Source organism: Gilliamella sp. W8128, from assembly GCF_016100545.1.
Lineage (GTDB): Bacteria > Pseudomonadota > Gammaproteobacteria > Enterobacterales > Orbaceae > Gilliamella > Gilliamella apis.
This window is the reverse complement of sequence record NZ_JACFSE010000004.1, coordinates 182,018-204,440: the sequence shown is the minus strand read 5'-3', so window position 1 is coordinate 204,440 and position 22,423 is coordinate 182,018. Positions and strand designations below refer to the sequence as shown.

Genomic DNA, 22,423 nt, shown 5'->3' with positions numbered 1-22,423 from the left:
ATGCAAAATAAAATCCCCGATGCCATGTCAGATCTTAAGACATGGCTTTGTTATTTGGAACAGTTACACCCTTCAAGTATTGAACTAGGGCTGGAAAGGGTAAAGTCAGTTGCTGAGCGATTAGAACTATTACAACCAGCTCCTTATATTTTCACTGTAGCAGGAACTAATGGCAAAGGGACAACTTGTCGTACGTTAGAAATGATTTTACTTGCTGCTGATAAGCGTGTTGGTGTTTATAGTTCTCCACATTTATTGCATTTTACTGAACGGGTTAGAATCAATAATCAAGAGTCAACACCGTCTGATACCGTTAAGGCATTTGTAGCGATTGAAAAGGCCAGAGGAGATGTTTCATTAACCTATTTCGAATATGCAACACTTGCAGCTTTATATCAATTCAAGCAAGCCCAACTAGATGTTGTTATTTTGGAAGTCGGGCTAGGTGGTAGACTTGATGCCACCAATATTGTTGATGCTGATATAGCAATTATAACGACAATCGGTATTGATCATGTTGAATATTTGGGAAATACAAGAGAAAGTATTGGTCGAGAAAAAGCCGGTATTTTTAAACCGAAAAGTATTGCTGTTGTTGGTGAACCTGAAATACCATCGTCCATGTTAGACGTTGCTCATGCCGTAAATTGCCCGCTCTTTGCTGTAAACAAAGATTGGTCTTATCAGCAAATTGACAAATTAACATGGCAATTTAATTCTTCAATAAAGCAATATCAAAATCTGCCGATTCCGCAAGTCCCTTTAGCTAATGCCGCAACAGCAATTGCTGCCCTTAGTCATTCACCATTTTCTATCACTCAAAAACAAATAGACAGTGCTCTTGAAAAAACTAGCTTAATAGGACGTTTTCAAATTATCCAATTATCACCAACTGTAATCGTTGATGTTGCGCATAATCCTCATGCAGCCAGTTATTTAGTCAAGCAAATTGAGTTATTAAAACAGCAACAATCAAAAGTTGGAAAAGTGAGATTTGTGATAGGGATGCTTAAGGATAAAGATATTAAAAGTACTTTATCTATATTTAATGCTGATCAGTGGTATTGTGCTTCACTTTATGGTGAGCGCGGATGTAATGCTGATATATTAAAGCAGTTTTTACAAGAGGAAAATGTAGAGAATATCGCAACATTTGATTCGGTTAATGAAGCATATCAAAAGGCTATGAAAGAAGCAAAAGAAGATGATATTATTGTCGTTTGTGGCTCATTTCATACCGTTTCTGCCGTTTTGGATATAGTAGGCAACTAGGTAAATGTGAACATGGATAATAATCAAGAGAAAATTAAATGTAGATCAAATAAAGTTAGAAATCAACTTGTTGGTTTTGCTACATTTTTGTTAATAATTGCTATTATTGCTCCTAATATAATCACTGATAAATCTAATTTGCAAACATCAACTATTCCTATATTGCAATCAGGTGTAATAGATGAACAAAATCAAGAGGCTGTTGTAAAAAATGAATCCTCTTATACTCCTGTTTCAGATCAATATCCTAGTCCTTTAGCTTCACCCGAAATTATTGATGATAATTTTGATACTCCAATGACAACATCTTCAGAACAAGCTGATAAACCCTATATGATTCAACTTGGAGCATTAAAAAATAAGAAAAAAATAGAGGAACTAGTTGCCTTATTACGACTGAATAACTATAACGTTAGAGTGATACCAAATAATCCTGGACCAAATCAACTAATAAAATTACAAGTAGGTCCTTATGCGAAAAGAGAGCAAGCCGAACAGTTGATTAGTAATTTAGATAATTTAACCAAGTTAAAAGGTGTGATTATTGTCAATTAATAATCATTTTATGATTTATAAAAATTAAAAAATATTAATATAAAAATTGTGAGTTATTATGATGAATTGGGTTGATTTTACGATTATCGGTGTGATTATTTTATCAGCATTGATTAGTATTATTAGAGGTTTTGTCAAAGAAGCCCTATCTTTAATTAGTTGGGTGTTAGCGTTTTTTATTGCTAGCCGTTTTTATATGTACATCACTAGTTATTTGACTTATTTTGATAGTGATGTCATTCGGATTGCAGTAGCGATTGCGATACTTTTTATTTCGACATTAGTTGTTTGTGCAATCGTCTCTTATATTATAGGTCAATTAGTCCAAAAAACAGGGCTATCAAGCACCGATCGAGTATTGGGAATTTGTTTTGGAGTATTAAGAGGTATTTTAGTTGTTGCAGCAGTGCTCTTTTTTGTTGATACCTTTACTCCTTTATCCCAATCTCCATCGTGGGTGCAATCACAACTTATTCCGCATTTCCATTTTATCATTCGCTGGTTTTTTGATTTTATACAGCAGTCGTCTTCATTTTTAGTTCAATAAGTTTGAGGTAATCATTGTATGTGTGGTGTTGTTGGTATTGTAGGATGTAGTACAGTTAATCAATCTATTTATGATGCTTTAACTGTTTTGCAACATCGTGGACAAGATGCAGCAGGGATTGTAACCATTGATGAACAAAATCGCTTTCGTTTACGTAAAGCAAATGGTTTGGTAAAAGATGTATTTCAAGAACATCATATGCAACGTTTACAAGGTAATCTAGGTATAGGTCATATTCGTTATCCAACCGCGGGTAGTTCAAGCCCTTCAGAAGCTCAACCTTTCTATGTAAATTCGCCATATGGTATAGCTCTTGCCCATAATGGTAATTTAACTAATACTGATCAGTTACGTGATAAGGTATTCGAATTAGCAAGGCGCCATATAAATACTAGCTCAGATTCAGAAGTGTTACTTAATATTTTTGCCAGTGAACTTGATAAATTCCCGACTTATCCATTAACCGCAGATAATATATTTAGTGCTGTCCATCAAGTTCATCAAATTATTAAAGGTGCTTATGCTTGTGTAGCAATGATAATTGGTCATGGGCTGGTTGCTTTTCGAGATCCATTTGGCATTCGACCATTGGTTATTGGTAAAAAAGTCATTGATGATCAAAAAACAGAATATATGGTTGCATCAGAAAGTGTTGCTTTAGATATTCTCGATTTTGAATTTATGCGAGATGTGGAGCCTGGTGAAGCTATTTATATTACTCAAGATGGCCAGCTTTATTCTAAACAGTGCTCTGATAATCCTCAATATTATCCGTGTATTTTTGAGTATGTCTATTTTGCTCGACCTGATTCGTTAATGAATGGTGTATCTGTTTATCAGTCACGGATATTAATGGGGCAAAAACTGGGACAAAAAATAGCCAGAGAGTGGAACGATATTGATATTGATGTCGTCATTCCTATTCCAGAAACATCCTGTGATGCTGCTCTTGAGATTGCTCGTATTTTAGGAAAACCTTATAGACAAGGATTTGTTAAAAATCGTTATGTAGGGCGTACTTTCATTATGCCAGGACAAAATGCCAGAAAACTGTCAGTAAGAAGAAAACTTAATGCGAATCGTATTGAGTTTGAGGGTAAAAATGTGCTTCTTGTTGATGATTCTATTGTACGAGGCACAACATCTGAAAAAATTCTTGAAATGGTACGTTCTGTCGGTGCTAAAAAAGTTTATTTAGCTTCGGCTGCGCCAGAAATTAGACATCCTAATGTTTATGGTATTGATATGCCTGTTGCGAGTGAATTAATTGCTTATAATCGATCAGTTGATGAGATTGCAAAAGAAATTGGAGCAGATAAATTAATATTCCAAGATCTTTCTGATTTAATTGATTCTATTCGAGAACAAAATCCCGATATTCATCATTTAGAATGTTCCGTATTTAATGGCAATTATATTACAGAAGATGTTGATGATAATTATTTTAATCAATTAGAGAATAATAGAGCTGAAACGAAAACATCTTTATCAATTAAAGAATCTGAAAATCTTGAAATTTATAACGAAGAACAATAGCAATTATTTAATCTTGTAAAATTATGACAAGATTATAATAAATAAATCTGAAATATTTTTTCAGATTTATTTATTGAAAAACTAACCAATTTTATTAGTTTAAAATTTGAATATATTTATTAATAAAAAACAGTATTTTTCAATAAATTAATTAAAAAGCTAATTTACCTTCAAAATCGCATCAATATAACCTAATGAAAAATAATAATAAAAATATTCTTTACAAAAAAAATCAAAAAATAAAATAAAATATTTTGATAAATTACTTTTTTGTAATAAAATCCTTATAAATTTGGTTGTTTTGTAAAGAAATATTAATTTTGTAAAAAGTAATTTAAAAAAATATATAAAAACCAATAAATAATTACAACTATTAATGACAATGCAGTAATGATAGAAAACAGAAAAAACATTGTAATATTGTCAGAGGAATATAAGGAATAATTAAGATGACTAAGAGTCTTAATTTAAAAATTATCTCAGCTTTCGTGATTGCAGCACTATCTCTACATCCTGTTTACGCTACAGACTCGGAGACGTCTTCAAATGCAGTTGATAGTAATAAGATAATTGAATTGAAAAATGGCACTAAAGCTCGAGAGATGATAAATAATCAACAGCGCAGCCTATATCAGATTGCGTTGTTAAGTAGTATTTCGATTTCAGAGCTAAGAGCGATGAATGCCGGTCGATTTGACAAGAAAGATGTCGTTGATATTGGTGAGCGTCTAGTTCTGCCTGAAAATTCTCCTTTATTACCTGCTATAAAAATTAATGATGATAAAAAAGATAAATATTCGAATTTACCTAAATTAAGTTCTGACGATAATTATGATGTAAAACAAGATAAAGATGCTTTAGCTACTCAAGTGGCGTCTACATTACAAACTCTCGCTACTCAAGATTGGAAGCAAATTACTTCATCAGATAATGGTGGTATATCAGGACATCTGAAAGACAAAGGTAAAGATTATGCTGAAAATTATGTTCGTAATGGCGTTAAAACGCAAATTGTTGACCCAGTTCGTAATGCAGCACAAGATTTCTTAGGTCGTTTTGGGACAGCTCAATTACAGTTTGATTTGAGTGATAAAGGCCAATTTAATAACGTTAATTTAAAATTATTTAGTCCTTGGATTGATACTGAGGATATGTTGATTTTTAGCCAAATTACATTCCAAGAATATGAACATAATCGCCGTATAGGTAATATTGGTATTGGCCAACGTTGGGATGTAGCCGATAAAAAATGGTTACTTGGTTATAATGTTTTTTTGGATCACGACTTTCAACGTGCACATAATCGTTTAGGTATTGGTGCCGAGGCATGGAGTGATTACATGAAATTCGCGGTGAACTATTATCATCCTCTCTCGGACTGGAAAGAGTCTAAAGATTTTGATGAATATTTAGAAAGAGCTGCTAAAGGTTTTGATATCCGTTTTCAAGGTTATTTGCCACAATATCCACATCTAGGTGGGTCGCTAATGTATGAACAATACTTTGGTGATAAAGTTGCATTGTTTGGTAAAGATAATTTACAAAAAGATCCACGAGCGATAACAGTTGGATTAGATTATACTCCTGTTCCGCTTTTCACGATAAAAGCTCAACATAAACGCGGGCAAGATAATAAAAAAACGACTACAGCAGAATTAACCATGAATTATCGGATTGGTACGCCATTAAAAGATCAATTAGATCCAGATATGGTCCAATCAGCACGATCCTTAAAAGGCAGTCGATATGATTTAGTTGATCGTAACAACTATATCGTCCTTGAATATAAAGAAAGAAAAATGACTGTCGATTTAGGATTAGAATCTATTCAAATAATCGAAGGTACAACATCTAACATCTTTATAGCTTTGCATAATGCTAAAGGTGTATCCAAGTTGGTGTGGTCTGGTAATATGCAAGATATCGATGATGGTGGTGGTTTCTTATGTTCGGCAATCGGAACTTGTACCGCTTCTTCATGGTTTAATCCACCAGCAAGTGTTGATAATTGGAAAATAGTCGCTCCAAAGTATCTTGATAAAAATGGCCAACGCCACCCAGTTAGCACCAATGGTGTTTATTCTTTATCGGTAACAGTTACTGATGGAAAGGGGAAAAGATCAGCAACATCTAACTCAGTTTCTTTTGAAGTTCTACCTAATAACGAACTACGCAGAGTGGGCGTTTGGGCTATTGATGTTTATGGTAGAGCAAGTGCAGCTCCTGTTCACAATCCTGCTAATGGTACGGATACCGTTACGTTAATGGCTACTTTGGTCACACCAAAAGAAGGTGTAGAAACTCGGGGCCTAACTGACTATGATGGATTTAGTGATGATATCTTAATGAATAGTATTGAAAATTCGTTTGAAGCTTCCGTTACCGATTTGTGGGTAGCAACTAGTAATGGTAATCCAATTAATTTGATTGATGGAACCACTGGAAATATAACAGCTTGTCCGACAGCAGATCCTTGTGTCATTGTTAAATCATTTGAAAAAATCAAGATGGGACATAAGATATCTAATAGAGATATAGAGGTAATTGGTGATACTTATGCTATCAATGTTGCTTCTAATATCACTGGTACAGTTGATTTTGTAGCTAAGCTGAATCAATATGGTCAATCTTTGAACCATGCGATTGTTTACTTTAATGGTGGTCAGGCAGGTAGACTTGAAGTTTATCGAAGTTCAGATAATGCATTAGTTGCAGCTACTGATGATAACCCTTACCTAGTATTTAATCCAAGTGGTCCAAATGAGTGGAAAGTTCATACCGAATATTATGTAGTCGCTTATGATCTGGCTGACAACGTAATTCAGGATCCATTTATTGTCTGGTCACTTGTTGGATCAAATGATAGCGCATGCCCTGGAAATAGAGCGGTTAATCTTAAAAATGCCTTGGGTAATCCTGACTATCGAAATGGACCATGGTTTAACGTGAGTATGGGTAAAAATGCACGTTATAAGATTCGAGGAATCAAATCAACAGTAAATGGCAGTAATATCGACGGTGAAGATAGCTATGCGTTTATTGGTACAAGTATTGAAAAAGTTGAAGGTGCACCTGAGCACGTGAATTGGCAGCAAGTATCTATTCCTGAAAGAGCATGTGCTGGAGACCAAGGTTTCTTATTACAAGTTATTGCTTATTAAAGTTAAAAAGTTTTTTAATTATCACAAATTATCGTTGATAATTTAAAAGGGAACACCAAAAAATGGTGTATTTATATAAATACAACATGTTAATTTATCAAAGAAAATAGGAAGTTAAACATGAAAAATCTAACAATCAAAAAAGTCGCATTAGGCTTATTCTTAGCTGGTTATGCTGCAAGTAGTGCTTACGCAGTAGATATAACGGGCGAAACCGTTAATCAAATACAAGGTAATGCACCGGTTATTTTCGCTAAAGATCATGATATTGAACGTGCTATTACCATTCGTATTACCGAAGATATTGCTGGTAATACAGCTGCTGGTAGAGATAGAAAAGCTAAAGTTGGTGATTTTATTCATATTTGGTTTAATTTAAAAGATTCAGATGGTGATATTGATTCAACAGGTGAAATAAAAGACACATTAAGAGTATGGATTAATAAAACTACTGATAATGTGTCATGGACAAATGTGACTAGTGATATTTCCGGTGCACTTAGTTTTACTAATACTGGTGAAGAAGGTCATATATATTTTAAAATTACTGAATCTATGGCTGGTGCGGTGAAAGTTGGTTTACAACTTCAAGAGAAAACCACATTTGGTAATCCAAATGTAAATGAATGGTTAAACCTTGCTGATATTTGGAGTACTCAAGTTCCTCAACATCAAGAAACACTAGGTGATAACGAACAACCAGCTCCTGATACTGGTTCTGGTGACCCAGATCCTAACAACCCAGTAGGACCAATTTACTCTGATGAAAGTACAAAAATTGGTATTTTCAAATATAAAACAGATGGTACACTTGACATGGATATAAATATAGCAGCTTTACCAGCTCGACCAACAGGAGTTAGTGATGCAGACTGGGCGAAACGAACAGTTCCACAATATGGTGATCGTTTAGGTGCTGTTGTATGGCAAATAACGGATGGAAATACTACTGGGGATCATAGCTTACCAAATACTGCTGGTACTGATAGAATAATTACTGATTCATATAGCTTCTCATGGTATCTTTACGGTACCTCTAGTGCTAATACAGGTAGTGTAGCTGCACCTGCAGATGCATTAACTACAGGTGTGTATAGTGCAGCTGGAACTAATATTGGTGATTCAATTGCATTAGGTGCGGTAGAAGCAGCTGGTGGCAATGTTGCTACGATAGCAAATACTAAACATAACTCATTATATAGTACCTTAACAACGACTAGAGCAGGTATTCAAGGCTTCAAACTTCAAGTTATAGCAAGATAATTATCTATTTAGTTATGAAATTGATAAAAACCACTCTATTGAGTGGTTTTTTTTAATAAAATAAGCTTAATCAAATTAAATTAAATGGATAAAAAGTGTTACGTAATATAATATTTAATTGTGCACTTCTAAGTATTAAATTGATACAATAATTAATCGAATCGATAATTACACCCATGATTATTCCTTGGCAGACTCTTGATCCTCAAACATTAAATAATCTTATTGAATCTTTTGTTTTACGAGAAGGTACCGATTATGGTATGCAGGAAAAAACACTTGCAGATAAAGTCAATGATGTAAAACTTCATTTAATTAATGGAACTGCCGCAATTTTTTGGTCTGAATTACATGAAACAATTGATATCAAAATTATTAAATAATGATTAAAATCGTTTTACTGAGTATATGATTTATTGTGTAACTTTGTTATAGTGTCATTGTAGTAATTGAATGGAGAGGACGGAATAATGATTGGTAAACAGCAATCAGATACAACATTAGAATGGTTTTTATCTCATTGCCATATTCATAAATATCCAGCTAAAAGTACCCTTATTCATCAAGGAGAAAAAGCCGAAACTCTCTATTATATTTTGAAAGGATCTGTTGCTGTATTAATTAAAGATGATGAAGGTAATGAGATGATTTTGTCTTATTTAAATCAAAATCAATTTTTAGGTGAATTAGGTCTTTTCGAAGAAGGCACAGAGCGTAGTGCTTGGGTAAAAGCGAAAACAAGTTGTGAAGTGGCTGAAATTTCTTATAAAAAATTTAAACAGCTTGTACAAGTTAATCCCGATATTTTAATGCGTCTCGCTAGTCAAATGGCAAGTCGATTACAAGTAACATCAGAAAAAGTGAGCAATTTAGCCTTTTTAGATGTTGCTGGACGAATTGCACAAACCTTATTGAATTTAACCAAACAGCCTGATGCAATGACCCATCCAGATGGCATGCAAATCAAAATTACCCGTCAGGAAATCGGTCAAATAGTTGGTTGTTCACGTGAAACAGTGGGTAGAATTTTAAAAATGCTTGAAGACCAACATTTGATTTCAGCACATGGCAAAACAATTGTGGTTTATGGTACCCGTTGATTATCGAAATTATGATTAAAATGATTGAGATATTACGAGATATTAAATGACACAACAAAGATACATCCCAAATCATGTTGCTATTATAATGGATGGTAATGGTCGCTGGGCTCAACAACGTAATCAATTAAGGGCAATTGGTCATCGAGCTGGTTTAAAAGCAGTTCGTAAAATTGTCACTCATGCAGCAAAACTAAATATCAAAGTACTCACTTTATATGCTTTTAGTAGTGAAAATTGGAAGCGACCATCAAATGAAGTTTCAGCTTTAATATCACTTTTTATTTATGCTTTAAATCGAGAAATCCAAAAGTTAAATAAACATAACGTTCGTTTAAATATTATTGGTGATATTTCAAAGTTTAATGAACATCTTCAAAAACTGATTATTGATGCTCAATGCTTAACACAAAATAATACCGGCCTTATTCTCAATATTGCGGCTAATTACGGTGGTCGTTGGGATATTGTACAATCAGCACAAAAAATGACAACTAAAGTTTTGCAAGGAGAGATAAAACTTGAAGATATTAATGAGGATAGTTTTGCCACAACCATTTGCATGAGTGATTTGCCTGAAGTTGAATTAGTTATACGTACTGGTGGTGAGTATCGAATTAGTAACTTTTTATTATGGCAAAGTGCCTATGCAGAATTCTATTTTACCGACACACTTTGGCCTGACTTTAACTCAATATCCTTCGATGAAGCGATAGACGTATTTAATACTAGAGAACGACGTTTCGGCGGTGTTCAAAATGAGGAACTTTAATGTTAATTCACCGTATTCTAACTGCACTAATACTTATTCCACTGGTAATTATTGCCTTGTTTTTTGCGCCATTATCAATATTTTCTTATCTAGTTATCGCTGTTTGTGGAATAGCTGCATGGGAATGGACTAATTTTCTAGCTATGACTAAACCATTACATAAAATTGTTTTTACATTTTCTGTTGTAATGTTATTAAGTTTAGTTTATCTAATTCCAAATACAGCATTAATAAAATATAGATTATTTAATTATATAATTTGTTTATCGATTATTTGGTGGTTAGTTGCATTTTTATTGGTTATTGGTTATCCAAAGTCAGTAAAATACTGGTCTAATTCACTGATTATTAAATTATTATTTGCTTTTTTTACACTGTTTCCTTTCTTTGTCGGTATGATTGAGCTTAGGTCAATTAATTATATATTTAATACTTATACAGGTGCTGTTTGGTTGCTATATGTATTTGTGTTAGTATGGGCAACCGACACCGGTGCATATTTCGTTGGTAGAGCGATAGGTAAACGAAAATTGGCAGCAAAAGTATCACCAGGGAAAACGATAGAGGGCTTTTTAGGTGGAATTAGTTCAGCCATTTTGATTAGTGTGTTTGTTTATTTAACCGGTTATTTCCAAATTAGTTTCATAACTTTTATATTGAGTTCTTTGTTGGCTATTTTAGTTTCAGTATTAGGTGATTTAACTGAAAGTATGTTTAAACGAGAAGCAGGCATTAAAGATAGTGGTAATATTATTCCTGGACATGGTGGTATTTTAGATCGGATTGATAGTTTAACTGCTGCAGTTCCAATATTTGCAGCACTATCTTTACATTTACTTTAAAAGGTTATTGATTTTGCTCTGGTCACTGTTATTATTTCTCATTACTATCAGTATATTAGTCACTGTACATGAGTTTGGACATTTCTATGTGGCTAGGTTATGCAAGGTCCATGTTGAATGTTTTTCGATTGGGTTTGGAAAAAAAATATGGGCGCATAAGTTTTCAAGTGGAACAGAGTTAGTTATTGCTATGATTCCACTAGGTGGCTATGTTAGAATGCTTGATAGTCGAGCTAGTGAATTAGCTCCCAATTTTGAAAAATTTGCCTATGACAAAAAGAAACTATGGCAAAGAGCAGCAATTATTTTTGCTGGTCCATTTGCCAATTTTGTTTTAGCAGTGCTTATTTATTGGATTATTTTTTTGATGGGGGTCATTGAGTACCCCGTTAAAGTAAAAAATGTTATACCTTTAACTCCGGCTGCAACATTGAACATTCCAGCTAATTCAGAGTTAAAAATGATAGATAATACAAAAATTTATAGTTGGAATGATGTAAATATTGCATTAATTACTGCGTTAGGCAATCAAAACGTTAATATTACATATATTGATAGTTCTAATGGTGATAGTAACCAAAAAGAAATCATTAAAAATGTTAATATTAACGATTGGTATTTTGATATTGAGAAAGATTCTGCTATAACAGCTTTTGGTTTTATACCTAAACAGTTGGAAATTTATCCAATTGTGAGTAAAATTGTGACAGATTCGGCTGCTGAAAAAGCTGGTTTGCAAGTTGGTGATAAAATTATCAGTTATAATGATCACTTATATACAAATTGGAGTGATTTTGCGAATACAATAAAAAAAGCCGAAATCATGGTATTGAAAGTGGATCGTAATGGTAAAGATATCAATCTGACGCTGACACCCAAAATAAATCAAAATGGAGAGGGGGTTGCGGGATTTTATCCGACATCTGATTCGGTAATTAAGCAGTATAGTTTTTTAAATGGATTTGACAAGGCGATGGAACAAACTATATTAACAACAAAGTTAACAGTTCGATCTCTTTATCAATTAGTAACAGGTGTTATTGGTCTTAAACACTTATCAGGACCGATAACAATAGCAAAAAGCGCAGGGCAAACAGCAAGTTATGGTTTTACTCCTTACTTATATTTTCTGGCTTTTATTAGTATAAGCTTAGGTGTAATCAATCTTGTTCCATTACCAATGTTAGATGGCGGGCAGCTTCTTTTTTTATTATTTGAAGGAATAAAAGGAAATGCCTTATCAAATAAAGCACAAGAGCGTTTTTTTCGTATCGGATTTGTTTTATTAATGGTAATAATGGGAATTGCACTATTTAATGATATTTTACGATTGTAATGGGATGAGGTTATAAATATATACGATGAAAATAAAAAACTTACTTATAGCATCTTTGCTGTTTAGTACTACAGCAGTATATAGTTCCAATGCATTTTGTGTTGATGATTTTGTAGTTAAAGATATCAAGTTTGAGGGGCTACAGCGTGTAACTGTTGGCGCAGCTATGCTTGAAATGCCAATCCAAGTTGGTGACTATGTCAATGAAGCTGACTTAGGCCGTATTATTAAATCTCTTTACTCAAGTGGTAATTTTGATGATATAACCGTATCAAGAGATGGTGACAGATTGATTGTACATGTGCAAGAACGTCCTACTATTGCTAGCATTACTTTCTCTGGCAATAAATCTGTCAAAGATGATATGTTGAAGAAGAATTTAGATAGTACTGGTATTCGAGAAGGTGATGCATTAGATCGCACTATGCTTTCAGGTATTGAAAAAGGTTTAGAGGATTTTTATTACAGTGTTGGTAAATATAATGCTCAAATTAAAGCTGTAGTTACGCCATTATCTCGCAATCGTGTTGATCTAAAATTAGTTATTGCTGAAGGTAAATCGGCGTTAATTGATCAAATCAATATTGTTGGTGCAAAAGCATTTTCATCAGAAGAACTGATTTCTCGTTTTACATTACGTGATGAGGTTCCTTGGTGGAATATGTTAGGTGATCGTAAATATCAAAAACAAAAATTAGCATCTGACTTAGATGAATTGCAAAGCTTTTATCTAAATCGAGGTTATGCACGTTTCAATATTGAATCTACACAAGTTAGTTTAACACCAGATAAAAAAGGTATTTATGTAACTATTAACATCCATGAAGGTGAACAATATAAATTATCAGAATTGGATTTTAAAGGTAATTTTGCTGGTCATAAAGAGGCAATAACTAAAATAGCCAAAGAAAAACTGACTGTTGGGGAACTTTATAATGGTAAAAAAATTACTGATATTGAAGATAATGTTAAACGTTTGTTAGCTAATTTTGGTTATGCTTACCCACAAGTAGCTATTCAACCAGAAATGGATGATGCATCACATACCGTTAAATTAATAGTATTAGTTGATGTTGGACAACGTTTCTATGTCCGTAATATTAAAGTTGTCGGAAATACAATTACTAGTGAAAGTGTCGTTCGTCGTGAACTTCGTCAGATGGAAGGATCATGGTTAAGTAATGGTTTGGTTGAACTAGGTAAAGATCGTTTAAATCGACTTGGATTTTTTGATTCGGTAGAAGCAAATACTGAACGTGTTCCGGGAGTAGATGATCAAGTTGATATTATTTATAAAGTTTCCGAGCGAAATACAGGTAGTATTAAATTTGGTATTGGTGTTGGTTCTGATAGTGGTGTCAGTTTTAATGCAGGTATTTCACAAGATAACTGGTTAGGCACAGGTAACAGTGTTTCTTTTGATATTAATACTACTAGCAATGATAAGACAGCATCGATATCGATAGTAGACCCATATTTTACGGTTGATGGTGTCAGTTTAGGTGGTAGTGTTTATTACAATACTTATAAAACTGATAGCGATGATGATGAATCAGAATATTCAAGTAAAACCTGGGGGGCAACAGCTAATTTAGGTTTCCCTATAAGTGAAAATAATTTCCTCCGTTTTGGCGCTGAATATGCTAACCATAATTTAACTGATATGCAGGCACAGTATAATATGTGGCGCTATTTTGAATCCATGGGTGAAAATATGAAAAACAAAGATAAATCGTTTTCATATGATACCAACGATTTATTGTTGAATGCTTATTGGACATATAATTCATTAGACCGAGGATACTTTCCTACTGATGGTCTAAAATTAACAGCAAATATAAAAGCGACTGCGCCAGTCTTTGATAATCGATACTATAAGATGGTTACTGATGCATCTTATTACTATCCAATTGACGGAGATCATAATTGGGTGTTCTTAGCTCGTGGTCGTTTAGGCTATGGTGGTGGATTTGGTGGTAAAGAGTTACCGTTTTATGAAAACTTCTATGCTGGTGGTTCAACTGTTTTACGTGGTTTTAAATCGAACACTGTGGGTCCTAAAGCGGTATATTTTAACAAAAACGGTTGTCGTACGTTAAATGATACATCTGGATGTGAAAAATCTAAAGATGCGATCGGGGGTAATGCTCTAGCATTTGCTAGCACAGAATTGGTTGTTCCAACACCATTTGCCAGTGAAAAATATTCCGATAGTATTAGAACTTCAGTATTTTTTGATGCCGGTACTGTTTGGGATACAGAATGGGATCTAAAAGGAAAAAATGTTCCTGATTATAGTTCCCCATCAGATATTAGAATGTCAGCTGGTCTTGCTGTTCAATGGATGTCTCCATTAGGTCCATTGGTATTTTCTTATGCACAACCACTTAAGAAATATAATGGCGATTCGGCGCAACAATTTCAATTTAATATAGGTTCAACATGGTAATACCAAGTTGTGAATAACTAAAATATATAGGTGAATAAAGTGAAAAAAATTATATCTGTTCTTGGTCTTAGTGTTGCATTACTTTTTACTGGCACAGCGAATGCCGAAATTAAAATTGGTGTTATTGATGTTATGTCAGTATTACAACAAATGCCGCAACGAGAAACAGTTGGAAAAGCTTTAGATAAGGAATTTGAAGCTAGAGCGAAAACACTACAGCAAGAAGAGAAGAAAGCTAATGATGCGGCAGCACGTTTGAAGAAAGATGGTTTAACTTTATCTTCTTCTGAAAAAACAAAACTGAATAAAACTATTTCTGATTTTGAAAATAAAGCAAAAGCTTTCTCAAATGATTATCGTAAACGAGAAACTGAAGAAGCAAGTAAATTATTAACTAAAATTCAAGAAGCTGTTAAAAAAATTGTTGAAGAAGAAAAATATGATTTAATATTAAAAGCTGAAGCAACTTTATCGGCTTCAGATGCTGTTGATATTACAAATAAAGTTTTGGAAAAGGTTAAAAATTAATGTTTGCTTTTCGTTTAGAGCAATTAGCTGAACAGTTGGGTGCTACGTTACACGGTGATGGTGAATTAATCATCACTGGTGTGGCATCAATGAAAAGCGCCACTGAAGGCCAAATAACTTTTTTGTCTGATAAGAAATTCCAAAATAATTTATCTAGCTGTAATGCATCTGCTGTTGTCATGACTGAAGAAAGTCTTAAGTATTGGAATGGGGCAGCTTTAATAGTAAAAAATCCCTACCTATGTTATGCAAAATTAGCCCAAATTTTGGATACAACTCCTTTACCCGCTAATGATATTGCCGATTCAGCAGTTATCGATCCTACAGTGCAACTAGGTAACAATGTTGCGGTTGGAGCTAATGCAGTTATTGAAAGTGGTGTAGTTCTTGGTGATAATTGTATTATCGGTGCCGGTTGTTTTATTGGTAAGGATACAGTTATTGGAGCAGGCACTAAACTATGGGCTAATATATCTATATATCATAACTGTGTTATTGGTGAAAATTGCTTAATCCAATCAGGAACTGTAATTGGCGCAGATGGATTTGGTTATGCTAATGATAAAGGTAAATGGATAAAAATTCCTCAACTAGGTCGAGTAGTAATAGGTAATAATGTTGAAATTGGTGCATCAACAACCATAGATCGTGGTGCTCTAGATGATACTGTTATCGGCAATGGTGTTATTATTGATAATCAATGCCAAATAGCTCATAACGATATTATTGGTGATCATACCGCTGTTGCCGGTGGTGTAATCATGGCAGGAAGTTTAACTATTGGTCGTCATTGTTTGATTGGCGGTGCTAGTGTCATTAATGGACATATGGAAATTTGCGATCAAGTTACAGTGACAGGAATGGGAATGGTAATGCGCCCAATTACCGAGCCGGGTGTATATTCATCAGGAATCCCATTACAACAAAATAAAGTATGGCGTAAAACAGCTTCATTAGTATTACATATTGATGAAATGAATAAACGTTTGAAAGCACTTGAGAAGAAGCAGTTAAATATCTCGACGTAGTCGATTACGGTCGGTATAATGCTTTCCTATTTTGTAAAATTAATTAGCTCAATTATTGTTTATAATATGATTATGAGCAAATATATTTAATAATTTCGAGGTATAAAGATGCAAGTTTCGGTAGAAACAACACAAGGTTTAGGTCGTCGTTTATCAATTACTATTAAATCAGAAGATATCACTAAAGCGGTTAATAAAGAACTTTTAAATACTGCAAAAAAAGTTCGTATCGATGGATTTCGTAAAGGAAAGGTTCCTTTAAAAATTGTTGAACAACGCTATGGTGCTTCTATTTTACAGGATGCTTTAAGCGATTTAATGCAACGTAATTTTGTCGATGCTATTATTCAAGAAAAATTAAACCCAGCTGGTGCACCTGTATATACTCCAAAAGAATATAAAGATGGTGAAGATTATACATTTACTGTTGAGTTTGAAGTTTATCCTGAAATCAAAATTAAAGATTTAGATAAGATCGAAGTTGAAAAACCGATTGCCGAAATTGTTGATGCAGATGTTGACACAATGATTGAAACTTTACGTAAACAACAGGGTTCTTGGAAAGTTGTTGAACAAAAAGCTAAAGAACAAAATCGTGTTACTCTCGACTTTTTAGGTAAAGTTGACGGTGATGAATTTGAAGGTGGTAAAGCTGATGATTTTGCACTTGTTTTAGGACAAGGTCGTATGATTCCTGGTTTTGAAGATGCAATTATTGGTCATAAAGCCGGTGATCAATTTGATATCAATGTTACTTTCCCAGATGACTATCATGCTGAAAATTTAAAAGGTAAACCTGCGGTATTTGCTGCTACACTTAAGAAAGTTGAAGAACTTGAACTTCCAGAACTTACTGAAGATGTGGTTAAAAGATTTGGTATTGCTGATGGAACTGTTGATAGTTTGCGTGCAGAAGTGCGCAAAAATATGTTACGAGAACTTAATGCTACAATTCGTAATAAAATTAAATCACAAGCTATTGATGGTTTAGTTAAAAATAACGATATTGAAGTGCCAGCGGCTTTAATTGATAGAGAAGTAGATGTGTTACGTCAACAAGCGGTAACTCGTTTTGGTGGTAATGCTAAACAAGCAATGGATCTTCCTAAAGAGTTATTTGAAGCAGAAGCAAAACGTCGAGTATTAGTTGGGTTGCTATTTAGTGAAATTATTGAAAGTAATAAATTACAAGCTGATGATACTAAAGTTCAATCATTAATCGATGAAATTGCAACAGCTTATGAAGATCCAAAAGAAGTAGTAGATTATTACCACAAAGATAAGAAAGCAATGGATAATATCCGTTCTGTTGCGCTAGAAGATCAAGTAGTTGATTTATTATTAGCTAGTGCTAAAGTAACAGAGAAAACCTATTCGTTTTCTGAATTAATGAATCAGCAAGTTGCATAAGCAATTTGTTATTTTATTTAATTAAAAATTTCTATAAAGCCCAAATAAGGATTAACTGTTTGGGCTATTTTGTTTAATTAGGAGATGAAAATGCCTTTAGAACCATGCATGAGTGTGATTCCAATGGTTGTTGAGCAAAGCTCTCGAGGAGAAAGAGCTTATGACATTTACTCACGACTATTAAAAGAAAGAATTATATTTTTGACTGGACAAGTTGAAGATAATATGGCGAATCTAATAATAGCTCAAATGCTTTTTCTTGAAGCAGAAAATCCTGAAAAAGATATTTACTTATATATTAATTCTCCTGGTGGAGTTGTAACTGCTGGTATGGCTATATATGACACAATGCAGTTTATAAAACCAGATGTAAGTACTATCTGTTTAGGACAAGCATGCTCAATGGGATCTCTACTTTTGACCGCAGGAACTAAAGGTAAACGTTACTGTCTACCGAATGCACGTGTTATGATTCATCAACCTTTGGGTGGTTTTCAAGGCCAAGCATCTGATATTCAAATTCATGCTCAAGAAATATTACAGGTAAAAAGTCGATTAAATAATATTTTGGCAAAACATACCGGACAAGATATTAGTGTAATTGAGAAGGATACAGATCGTGATAATTTCATGTCAGCTGAGAAAGCAGTTGAATATGGATTGGTTGACGCCATATACAGTAAAAGATCTTAAAACTAAATAGGTGGAAAAAAGTGGATAAAGAAAACTCAGAAAAATTACTCTATTGTACTTTTTGTGGTAAAAGTGAGCATGAAGTCCGTAAACTAATTGCTGGGCCATCATCTATTTATATTTGTAATGAATGTATTGGTTTGTGTAATGATATTTTAAAAGAAGAGACCAAAAATTTTCTTTCTCATGAAGAATTTATAAGTAAACCATTGCCAACTCCTCATGAAATACGCGACCATCTTGATGAATATGTCATTGGTCAAGAACGAGCAAAAAAAGTATTATCTGTGGCTGTTTATAATCATTATAAACGCTTGCGTAGTTATTCTACACGTAGTGATGTAGAGTTAGGTAAAAGTAATATTTTATTAATAGGTCCAACTGGTAGTGGTAAAACATTATTAGCTGAAACATTAGCGCGCTTTTTAGATGTTCCTTTTGCTATGGCGGATGCAACAACTTTAACCGAAGCAGGTTATGTTGGTGAAGATGTTGAAAATATTATTCAAAAGTTATTACAAAGTTGTGATTATGATGTAGAAAAAGCTCAACGAGGAATTATCTATGTTGATGAAATAGATAAAATCTCAAGAAAATCAGATAATCCATCTATCACGCGAGATGTATCTGGTGAAGGGGTACAGCAAGCATTGTTAAAAATAATTGAAGGAACAGTAGCATCGGTTCCTCCTAAAGGTGGACGTAAGCATCCACAACAAGAGTTTTTACAAGTGGATACATCAAAGATTCTCTTTATTTGTGGCGGTGCTTTTAGTGGCTTAGATAAAGTTATTGAAAATCGTGTTTCTACCAATACTGGTATTGGTTTTGGTGCAGATGTAAAAAGTAGCAAAAATAAAGCAACAGAGTCTGAATTACTAGCGCAAATTGAAGCAGAAGATTTAGTCAAATTTGGTTTGATTCCTGAATTTATTGGTAGATTACCTGTCATTGGAACTTTATCGGAACTAGATAAAGATGCTTTAGTCAATATATTGACTGAACCTAAAAATGCCTTAACTAAACAATTTAATGCATTATTAGAATTAGACGGTGTAGAACTAGAATTCACACAAGAGGCTTTAGAGGCAATTGCCATAAAAGCGATGAAACGCAAAACAGGTGCTAGAGGATTACGCTCAATCGTGGAAAATATATTGTTAGATACAATGTATGACTTACCATCAATGGATAATGTAAAAAAAGTCCTTGTTGATAAAGAAACTGTTGAACAGTTGCAATCACCTAAATTAATTTATAGTGGAAATACAGAATTGTCAGCTTAATAGATAAACCAATATGTCTTTTTAAGCAGACAAATCGCAGTTAATGTTCAGTTCGCTAAGATACGGATGTGCTTTGAAAGAGCACTTACCGTATTTAAAACATCAAAGGATAAGCTTGAATATCTTAAAATGGCCCCAATATAAGACAGATAAGTTTGTACTACCGAGAGAATAAAATGAAGACAAAACAAACTAAACAAATGATTATGCCTATTTTACCATTACGTGATGTTGTTGTATTTCCTCATATGGTGATTCCTCTCTTTGTCGGTCGAAATAAATCAATTCGTTGCTTAGAAAGTGCAATGGAAATGGATAAGCAAGTTTTTCTTGTTACGCAAAAGCATCCTTCTCAAGATGAACCAAATGTTGAAGATTTATATGAAGTGGGGACAGTAGCTAATGTCTTACAATTACTTCAATTACCAGATGGAACTGTGAAAGTACTGGTTGAAGGGGTTACTCGAGCTAAGATTGGTGATATAGTTGAACGAAAAGAGGATGACTATTTAATAGCTGATATCAAACCATTAAAAGAGTCGAAAAAAACAGATAAAATCAATCAAGCAATGACAAGAGTACTATTGTCAAACTTTGATGATTATGCCAAACTTAATAAAAAAGTAACACAAGAAGTTGTTGATTCTATTCATCTTATAAAAGAACCATCACAACTTGCGGATTCCATCGCCGCAACCTTATTTATAAAAGTTGAGCAAAAACAAGATATTTTGGTTACTGCTGATTTAGAAAAACGTTTTGAATTACTTATTTCATTAATGGAAGCTGAAATAGACTTGTTGCAAGTAGAAAAGAATATTCGTCAGCGAGTTAAACAACAGATGGAAAAGGCTCAAAAAGAGTATTATCTGAATGAGCAAATTAAAGCAATCCATAAAGAACTAGGTGATATAGATAATAAACCTGATGAATTTGAAGAGTTAAACTTAAAAATTTCTAAGGCAAAAATGCCTCAAGAGGCCAAGGAAAAAACACTATCCGAACTTAATAAACTTAAAATGATGCCAGCTATGTCAGCTGAAGCAACTGTTGTTCGAGGTTATATCGATTGGATGCTACAGTTGCCTTGGCATAAACGTAGTAAAGTAAAAAAAGATATCCAAGCTGCACAAAAGGTTTTAGATAAAGATCATTATGGGCTTGAGCGTGTAAAAGACAGAATATTGGAATATTTAGCTGTACAGGGGCGAGTTAATAAGGTAAAAGGTCCAATTTTATGCTTAGTTGGACCTCCAGGGGTTGGTAAAACATCTCTAGGCCAATCTATTGCAAAAGCAACTGGTCGACAATATGTGCGTATGGCTTTAGGTGGTGTTCGTGATGAAGCGGAAATTCGTGGCCATAGAAGAACTTATATTGGATCCATGCCAGGTAAATTAATCCAACGTATGGTTAAAGTTGGAGTTAAAAATCCACTATTTTTGTTAGATGAAATCGACAAAATGGCTTCTGATATGCGAGGTGATCCAGCGTCTGCATTGCTTGAAGTACTAGATCCAGAACAAAATAATGCCTTTAATGATCATTATTTAGAAGTAGACTATGATTTATCTGACGTAATGTTTGTGGCAACGGCTAATTCAATGAATATCCCTGCCCCGTTACTTGATAGGATGGAAGTCATTAGACTGTCTGGTTATACTGAAGATGAAAAATTAAATATAGCTAAACAACATTTAATATCTAAACAGATCGCTAACAGTGGCTTAAAAGCCAAAGAAATAGATATTGATGACTCTGCTATTATTGGTATTATTCGCTATTATACTCGTGAAGCTGGTGTGCGTAGTTTAGAAAGAGAAATAGCTAAAATTTGCCGTAAAGTAGTTAAACAATTGGCTTTAAATAGTAAATTACATAAAGTGAATATTAGCCAAGACAATCTAAAAGACTTTTTAGGTGTACAACGTTTTGATTATGGCAAATCAGAAAGTGAAAATCGAATCGGTCAAGTTACTGGTTTAGCTTGGACTGAAGTTGGCGGCGATTTATTGACAATTGAATCGGTAAGTGTAGTTGGGAAAGGGAAATTAACTTACACCGGCTCTCTTGGTGATGTGATGCAAGAATCAATTCAGACAGCACTGACTGTTGTTCGTTCACGAGCAGAAAAACTTGGTATCAATAACGATTTTTATGAAAAACGTGATATACATGTGCATGTTCCTGATGGAGCTACACCTAAAGATGGTCCAAGTGCTGGTATTGCTATGTGTACCTCGTTGGTTTCGACCTTAACAGGTAATCCTGTTCGTTCTGATGTTGCAATGACCGGTGAAATAACCTTACGAGGTGAAGTATTACCAATTGGTGGATTAAAAGAAAAATTATTAGCTGCGCATAGAGGTGGTATAAAAACAGCATTGATTCCTATTGATAATGTCAAAGATCTTGAAGATATTCCAGATAATGTGAAATCTGAAATCGAAATTAAACCAGTAAAATGGATTGATGAAGTATTAACTATCGCCTTACAAAACAATCCATTTGGTATTGAACCTGTAATAGGAAAAGCTAAAAGAAGAAAAGCTAGCGTAAAATCTAGCAAAAATATAAATAAATTATAAACCTATTAGCTAATGTTTTTGAGTTTTATGAATGAAAAAGTCAACCGTGTGTTGACT

18 protein-coding genes are annotated in these 22,423 nt (G+C 33.7%); all 18 read left to right on the top strand.

Features of this window, described 5'->3' with window-relative positions; genetic code table 11:
- The 18 genes from folC to lon all read left to right on the top strand — a co-directional run bounded on the left by folC (nt 1) and on the right by lon (nt 22,366).
- The gene (folC, locus tag H3U97_RS05550; protein ID WP_232343752.1) at nt 1-1,272 is read left to right on the top strand and encodes a bifunctional tetrahydrofolate synthase/dihydrofolate synthase; all 1,272 of its coding nucleotides are present in this window, start codon (nt 1-3) and stop codon (nt 1,270-1,272) included.
- A 12-nt stretch (nt 1,273-1,284) separates the two neighbouring features.
- Nucleotides 1,285-1,827, top strand: a complete 543-nt coding sequence (locus H3U97_RS05545; protein WP_065650809.1) for an SPOR domain-containing protein — start codon at nt 1,285-1,287, stop codon at nt 1,825-1,827.
- A 61-nt stretch (nt 1,828-1,888) separates the two neighbouring features.
- Nucleotides 1,889-2,374 carry a CvpA family protein gene (locus tag H3U97_RS05540; protein ID WP_086362502.1) on the top strand — a complete coding sequence of 162 codons (486 nt, stop codon included), beginning with the start codon at nt 1,889-1,891 and terminating at the stop codon, nt 2,372-2,374.
- Between the two features lie 18 nt (nt 2,375-2,392).
- Nucleotides 2,393-3,910, top strand: coding sequence for an amidophosphoribosyltransferase (gene purF / locus H3U97_RS05535; RefSeq protein WP_198198465.1), 1,518 nt, complete (start codon nt 2,393-2,395; stop codon nt 3,908-3,910).
- A gap of 449 nt (nt 3,911-4,359) precedes the next feature.
- On the top strand, nt 4,360-7,071 hold the full coding sequence (locus H3U97_RS05530; protein WP_198198464.1) for an inverse autotransporter beta domain-containing protein: 2,712 nt from the start codon (nt 4,360-4,362) through the stop codon (nt 7,069-7,071).
- A gap of 120 nt (nt 7,072-7,191) precedes the next feature.
- Nucleotides 7,192-8,334 carry a hypothetical protein gene (locus H3U97_RS05525; protein ID WP_198198463.1) on the top strand — a complete coding sequence of 381 codons (1,143 nt, stop codon included), beginning with the start codon at nt 7,192-7,194 and terminating at the stop codon, nt 8,332-8,334.
- A 176-nt stretch (nt 8,335-8,510) separates the two neighbouring features.
- Complete coding sequence (locus H3U97_RS05520) at nt 8,511-8,717, top strand: YheU family protein (protein ID WP_065614372.1); 207 nt, start codon at nt 8,511-8,513, stop codon at nt 8,715-8,717.
- 84 nt (nt 8,718-8,801) lie between these two features.
- A complete protein-coding gene (crp, locus tag H3U97_RS05515) occupies nt 8,802-9,434 on the top strand; it encodes a cAMP-activated global transcriptional regulator CRP (RefSeq protein ID WP_034903327.1) in 633 nt (210 codons plus the stop codon).
- Between the two features lie 46 nt (nt 9,435-9,480).
- Nucleotides 9,481-10,206, top strand: coding sequence for an isoprenyl transferase (locus H3U97_RS05510; protein ID WP_065650805.1), 726 nt, complete (start codon nt 9,481-9,483; stop codon nt 10,204-10,206).
- Nucleotides 10,206-11,048, top strand: coding sequence for a phosphatidate cytidylyltransferase (locus H3U97_RS05505; protein ID WP_086320413.1), 843 nt, complete (start codon nt 10,206-10,208; stop codon nt 11,046-11,048). The genes H3U97_RS05510 and H3U97_RS05505 overlap by 1 nt, the downstream gene beginning before the upstream one ends.
- The gene (gene rseP / locus H3U97_RS05500; RefSeq protein WP_165596335.1) at nt 11,020-12,384 is read left to right on the top strand and encodes an RIP metalloprotease RseP; all 1,365 of its coding nucleotides are present in this window, start codon (nt 11,020-11,022) and stop codon (nt 12,382-12,384) included. The genes H3U97_RS05505 and rseP overlap by 29 nt, the downstream gene beginning before the upstream one ends.
- 25 nt (nt 12,385-12,409) lie before the next feature.
- Nucleotides 12,410-14,833 (top strand): outer membrane protein assembly factor BamA, encoded by a 2,424-nt coding sequence (gene bamA / locus H3U97_RS05495; protein WP_198198462.1) that lies wholly within the window; start codon nt 12,410-12,412, stop codon nt 14,831-14,833.
- Between the two features lie 39 nt (nt 14,834-14,872).
- On the top strand, nt 14,873-15,361 hold the full coding sequence (locus H3U97_RS05490; RefSeq protein WP_165755099.1) for an OmpH family outer membrane protein: 489 nt from the start codon (nt 14,873-14,875) through the stop codon (nt 15,359-15,361).
- Entirely contained in the window at nt 15,361-16,389 is a 1,029-nt protein-coding gene (gene lpxD, locus H3U97_RS05485) for a UDP-3-O-(3-hydroxymyristoyl)glucosamine N-acyltransferase (protein WP_065577714.1), read from the top strand. Before H3U97_RS05490 ends, lpxD begins: the two co-directional genes overlap by 1 nt.
- Nucleotides 16,390-16,497: 108 nt before the next feature.
- Nucleotides 16,498-17,799, top strand: coding sequence for a trigger factor (tig, locus tag H3U97_RS05480; protein ID WP_198198461.1), 1,302 nt, complete (start codon nt 16,498-16,500; stop codon nt 17,797-17,799).
- Nucleotides 17,800-17,889: 90 nt separating this feature from the next.
- On the top strand, nt 17,890-18,492 hold the full coding sequence (gene clpP / locus H3U97_RS05475; RefSeq protein WP_174565253.1) for an ATP-dependent Clp endopeptidase proteolytic subunit ClpP: 603 nt from the start codon (nt 17,890-17,892) through the stop codon (nt 18,490-18,492).
- 20 nt (nt 18,493-18,512) lie between these two features.
- Nucleotides 18,513-19,778 (top strand): ATP-dependent protease ATP-binding subunit ClpX, encoded by a 1,266-nt coding sequence (clpX, locus tag H3U97_RS05470; protein WP_065614377.1) that lies wholly within the window; start codon nt 18,513-18,515, stop codon nt 19,776-19,778.
- A 176-nt stretch (nt 19,779-19,954) separates the two neighbouring features.
- Nucleotides 19,955-22,366 (top strand): endopeptidase La, encoded by a 2,412-nt coding sequence (gene lon, locus H3U97_RS05465; protein ID WP_198191914.1) that lies wholly within the window; start codon nt 19,955-19,957, stop codon nt 22,364-22,366.
- Nucleotides 22,367-22,423: the final 57 nt, after the last annotated feature.

Excerpts from the sequence above, each read along its gene's own strand:
- folC (WP_232343752.1), top strand. The coding sequence starts at position 1 with ATGCAAAATAAAATCCCCGATGCCATGTCAGATCTTAAGACATGGCTT.
- H3U97_RS05545 (WP_065650809.1), top strand. The coding sequence starts at position 1,285 with ATGGATAATAATCAAGAGAAAATTAAATGTAGATCAAATAAAGTTAGA.
- H3U97_RS05540 (WP_086362502.1), top strand. The coding sequence starts at position 1,889 with ATGAATTGGGTTGATTTTACGATTATCGGTGTGATTATTTTATCAGCA.
- purF (WP_198198465.1), top strand. The coding sequence starts at position 2,393 with ATGTGTGGTGTTGTTGGTATTGTAGGATGTAGTACAGTTAATCAATCT.
- H3U97_RS05530 (WP_198198464.1), top strand. The coding sequence starts at position 4,360 with ATGACTAAGAGTCTTAATTTAAAAATTATCTCAGCTTTCGTGATTGCA.
- H3U97_RS05525 (WP_198198463.1), top strand. The coding sequence starts at position 7,192 with ATGAAAAATCTAACAATCAAAAAAGTCGCATTAGGCTTATTCTTAGCT.
- H3U97_RS05520 (WP_065614372.1), top strand. The coding sequence starts at position 8,511 with ATGATTATTCCTTGGCAGACTCTTGATCCTCAAACATTAAATAATCTT.
- H3U97_RS05510 (WP_065650805.1), top strand. The coding sequence starts at position 9,481 with ATGACACAACAAAGATACATCCCAAATCATGTTGCTATTATAATGGAT.
- H3U97_RS05505 (WP_086320413.1), top strand. The coding sequence starts at position 10,206 with ATGTTAATTCACCGTATTCTAACTGCACTAATACTTATTCCACTGGTA.
- bamA (WP_198198462.1), top strand. The coding sequence starts at position 12,410 with ATGAAAATAAAAAACTTACTTATAGCATCTTTGCTGTTTAGTACTACA.
- lpxD (WP_065577714.1), top strand. The coding sequence starts at position 15,361 with ATGTTTGCTTTTCGTTTAGAGCAATTAGCTGAACAGTTGGGTGCTACG.
- tig (WP_198198461.1), top strand. The coding sequence starts at position 16,498 with ATGCAAGTTTCGGTAGAAACAACACAAGGTTTAGGTCGTCGTTTATCA.
- clpP (WP_174565253.1), top strand. The coding sequence starts at position 17,890 with ATGCCTTTAGAACCATGCATGAGTGTGATTCCAATGGTTGTTGAGCAA.
- lon (WP_198191914.1), top strand. The coding sequence starts at position 19,955 with ATGAAGACAAAACAAACTAAACAAATGATTATGCCTATTTTACCATTA.